Here is a 3,397-nt window from a genome sequence, read left to right as displayed (position 1 = left end):
TTTCTGTATCTTGGATTTCGACGCGCAATCGATCTTCCATTTCCTTCATTTGTTGACGGAGTTGACCGGAATGCAGGTCAAGCGCCTTTAGAATTTGCTGCACGATCGTTTCTCCTTCCATGAGTTTCACCTCCTTTACTCTGATCATAGCACATGGCCGGCATCGGGAAAATGAAAATCTAGTCCGCTCGTTTCATTTTTTCACCAAACCGTGGGCCGGACAGACAGCGGCGCGGTGGGCAAGTTTCATCTTTTCTTGCTCCCGGTGTTCGTCGCTGTGGCGCGGACGAACAATATTGATGCCGTATTGGTGTTCATATTGCTCTTAGCGACTTGGATGCTGATGAAGGCGGTGATGACGCAACGATGGACGTGGCTGGTTGGCAGTTTTGCGGTCGTCGGTATCAGGTTCAATATGAGAAAGATGAGACGGTGAAGTACATTGACTTCTCCCGCAATTTCGGCCATCAAATCGCGATTACAGCAGGAATGGATTACGCCTCTGGCCAGGCTGTCATCATCATTGACGCCGACTTGCAAGATCCTCCTGAACTGATTTTGGACATGATTGCGCGTTGGAAAGAAGGGTATGATGTTGTCTATGCTCGGCGCGTCAAGCGGAAGGGGGAGACGTTGTTCAAGCGATGGACAGCGTATGTGTTCTATCGCTTGCTGCGGGCGGCGACCGAGATCGACATTCCCGCTGATGCCGGCGATTTTCGTCTCATTGACCGTAAAGTGTGTAATCAGTTACGCTATATGCGAGAGCGAAATCGTTTTGTCCGGGGGCTTGTCAGCTGGGTCGGTTTTCGGCACATAGCGGTGGAATACGAGCGAGAGCCGCGGCTGGCTGGGGAGACAAAGTATCCACTTAAGAAGATGATTCGTTTTTCGGTAGACGGCATTACGTCTTTTTCGCATAAGCCGCTCAAATTGGCGAGCTGGCTTGGGTTTGCTTTGTCGGCGGCAAGTGTGGTCGGCATGATGGCGGTATTGTACTTGAAATGGTTCACCCATTCGACCGTGGCCGGATGGGCATCGCTTTTGATAGTCATGCTGTTTTGCAACGGAGCGACGATGACGATGCTTGGAATTACCGGTGAATACATCGGCCGCATTTACGATGAAGTGAAAGAGCGGCCTCTATATATTATCAATGAAACATGGGGAGTCGGAATGAGACATGAACGAAAGCCTTCCTACCTTCCGTAAAGAAAAACAAGCCATATGGCGGTTTGCCGTCGTCGGGGTGGGCAATACGATGGTCGACTTCGCTGTCTTTTTTCTGCTCACCGCCGCGGGCGTTCCCACGGCCATCGCTCAGGTCGTGTCTTATGGCGCCGGGGTGGCGAACAGCTACGTTTGGAATCGGCGCTGGACGTTTCAAATGAAGCAAAGGGCGAATATTGGGGAATTGCTTCGGTTTCTTGCGGTCAACGGGCTGTCGCTTGGGGTGTCGCTTGTTGTCTTGTTGGCGGCCGAACGGCTTGGACCGCTTTGGCTCGCGAAAGGTGCGGCCACGATCATGGGCATGGCGGTGAATTTCATCGGCAGCCGCTGTTGGGNGTTTGCGGCACCGCGAAGCGAACGTTGACAGAAACAAATCTATAGGCGACGTCTTGCCCTCTACCTGGGGATGAAAACCATGGATTGCCGGCCAGGGATTTTCACAGAAAGGGCTCACGAGCAACGGTTTGCCCTCCACCCGGAGACGAACATCATCGCTTCCCGCATGGGATTTTCACGGAAAGGTCCATGAGCCGCGGTCCGCTCTCCACTCAGGGTGAAAATCATGGCTCGTCGGTGCGACATTTTCACAGAAACCCCGGGCGGCAATGCGTCAAGATGGCGACTTGATTTCCTTGCGTGCCGCTCGTGACGAACAAGGCGTCTTCTTTTCCAAGCATTTTGGCCGCCAACGCTTCTAAACGATTGAGGGTCGGATCTTCGCCGTATACGTCGTCGCCGACTTCGGCTTCCGACATCGCCCGGCGCATCTCTGGCGTCAGTTTGGTCACGGTATCGCTGCGAAAATCAATGAACGGCATCGTGGCCCCCCTTCTTTCCTAATCGTTGTATGCGTCAAAAGGACGGGAGCGCAGGGGCGGGGGTCCCGCTTCCCGCCCTTGGTTACACGGTTCGAATTTGCCCCGTCCCGTACACGAGCGATTTTGTCGTCGTGATGGCGACAAGCCCCATCGGCCCGCGGGCGTGCAGCTTTTGCGTGCTGATGCCGATTTCCGCCCCGTAGCCGAACTGTTCGCCGTCCGTGAAGCGGGTTGAGGCGTTATGGTACAAGACCGCCGCGTCGACCGCCTGGAAAAAGCGGCGGACGTTCACCTCGTTTTCCGTGATGATCGCTTCCGAGTGCTTCGTCCCGTAGCGGCGGATGTGGCCAATCGCCTCGTCGACATCGGCGACCAGTTTGACCGCTAAAATCGGCGCCAAATATTCCGTATACCAGTCATCTTCTGTTGCCTCGCTGATAAACGGATAGGCGGAGGCAAGACGTTGGTCGCCGCGCAATTCGACGCCGCGGGCGTGAAGCGTCTCAAGCAAGTCGGCGGCATATGGCCAACGCTCATGGATGAGCACCGTTTCGACGGCATTGCAGACCGATGGGCGCTGCAGTTTGGCGTTTAGGACGATCTCGATGGCCATTTGCCGCTCGGCTGATTCATCGACGAAAATATGACAGTTGCCGACGCCGGTCTCAAGCACCGGCACGGNGGCGTTTTCGACGACCGAGCGGATGAGCCCGGCTCCGCCGCGCGGGATGAGCACATCCAAGTAGTTGTTGAGACGGAACATACGCTGCGCCGTTTCCCGGCTCGTGTCTTCGAGCAGCTCAATGGCTGTTTCCGGGATGGCCGTTGTGCGAAGCGCCTCTTTCATAACGGCAACAAGCGCTTTGTTCGAATGAAGCGCTGATGTGCTGCCGCGAAGCAAAACTGCGTTGCCCGTTTTCAAGCAAAGGCTCGCCGCATCGACCGTCACGTTCGGGCGCGCTTCGTACACCATGCCAATGACCCCAAGCGGCACGCGCACCGTTTGGATGCGGAGCCCGTTCGGCCGCGTCCACTCTGCGATGATTTCTCCGACCGGGTCAGGCAGCGAGGCGACTTGGCGGACGCCGTCGATGATTTGGTCCAGGCGTTCATTGGTGAGTTGGAGCCGGTCAAGCAAAGCCGGCGACAGCCCTTGTTCGCGGCCTTGGGCCATATCTTTCTCGTTTTCTTGCAAAATGAAGGCGCGTTCGCGGTCAAGGGTTTGGGCGATCTGTTCCAACGCCTCATTTTTTTCCTCCGCTGACAGCATGGCGAGCGTTTGTGAGGCGGTTTTCAACCGTTCGGCTTTTTCGAGCAGTTCGCTCATTTCGATACACTCTCCTTTCGCA

Annotated in this window: 3 protein-coding genes and 3 pseudogenes; 3 read left to right on the top strand and 3 right to left on the bottom strand. The window is 55.6% G+C overall.

Annotated features, from left to right (window positions below):
* Positions 1-211 precede the first annotated feature (211 nt).
* From VU18_RS19885 to VU18_RS08620, 3 genes and pseudogenes are all read left to right on the top strand, one after another.
* On the top strand, positions 212-436 hold the full coding sequence (locus VU18_RS19885) for a glycosyltransferase family 39 protein (protein WP_081130527.1): 225 nt from the start codon (positions 212-214) through the stop codon (positions 434-436).
* Positions 367-1,212 (top strand): glycosyltransferase, encoded by an 846-nt coding sequence (locus VU18_RS08625; RefSeq protein WP_011231538.1) that lies wholly within the window; start codon positions 367-369, stop codon positions 1,210-1,212. The genes VU18_RS19885 and VU18_RS08625 overlap by 70 nt, the downstream gene beginning before the upstream one ends.
* Positions 1,184-1,565, top strand: a pseudogene (locus VU18_RS08620) (GtrA family protein); the annotation flags it as partial. The gene VU18_RS08625 and the pseudogene VU18_RS08620, both read left to right, overlap by 29 nt.
* A 258-nt stretch (positions 1,566-1,823) precedes the next feature.
* On the opposite strand, the pseudogene VU18_RS08615 reads toward VU18_RS08620, so the two are convergent.
* The 3 genes and pseudogenes from VU18_RS08615 to VU18_RS19875 form a co-directional block, all read right to left on the bottom strand.
* Positions 1,824-2,048: pseudogene (locus tag VU18_RS08615) on the bottom strand (beta-eliminating lyase-related protein); the annotation flags it as partial.
* Between the two features lie 82 nt (positions 2,049-2,130).
* Positions 2,131-2,729 (bottom strand): annotated as a pseudogene (locus tag VU18_RS19880) (glutamate-5-semialdehyde dehydrogenase); the annotation flags it as partial.
* A gap of 1 nt (position 2,730) precedes the next feature.
* Positions 2,731-3,375: aldehyde dehydrogenase family protein (locus VU18_RS19875; RefSeq protein WP_236687335.1), on the bottom strand; the 645-nt coding region annotated here is incomplete at its 3' end.
* Positions 3,376-3,397 lie beyond the last annotated feature (22 nt).

The organism is Geobacillus sp. ZGt-1 (assembly GCF_001026865.1).
In the GTDB taxonomy this organism is placed as follows: Bacteria; Bacillota; Bacilli; order Bacillales; family Anoxybacillaceae; genus Geobacillus; species Geobacillus thermoleovorans.
Note: the sequence above shows the minus strand (reverse complement) of the source record. Positions and strands in the feature narration are given on the sequence as shown.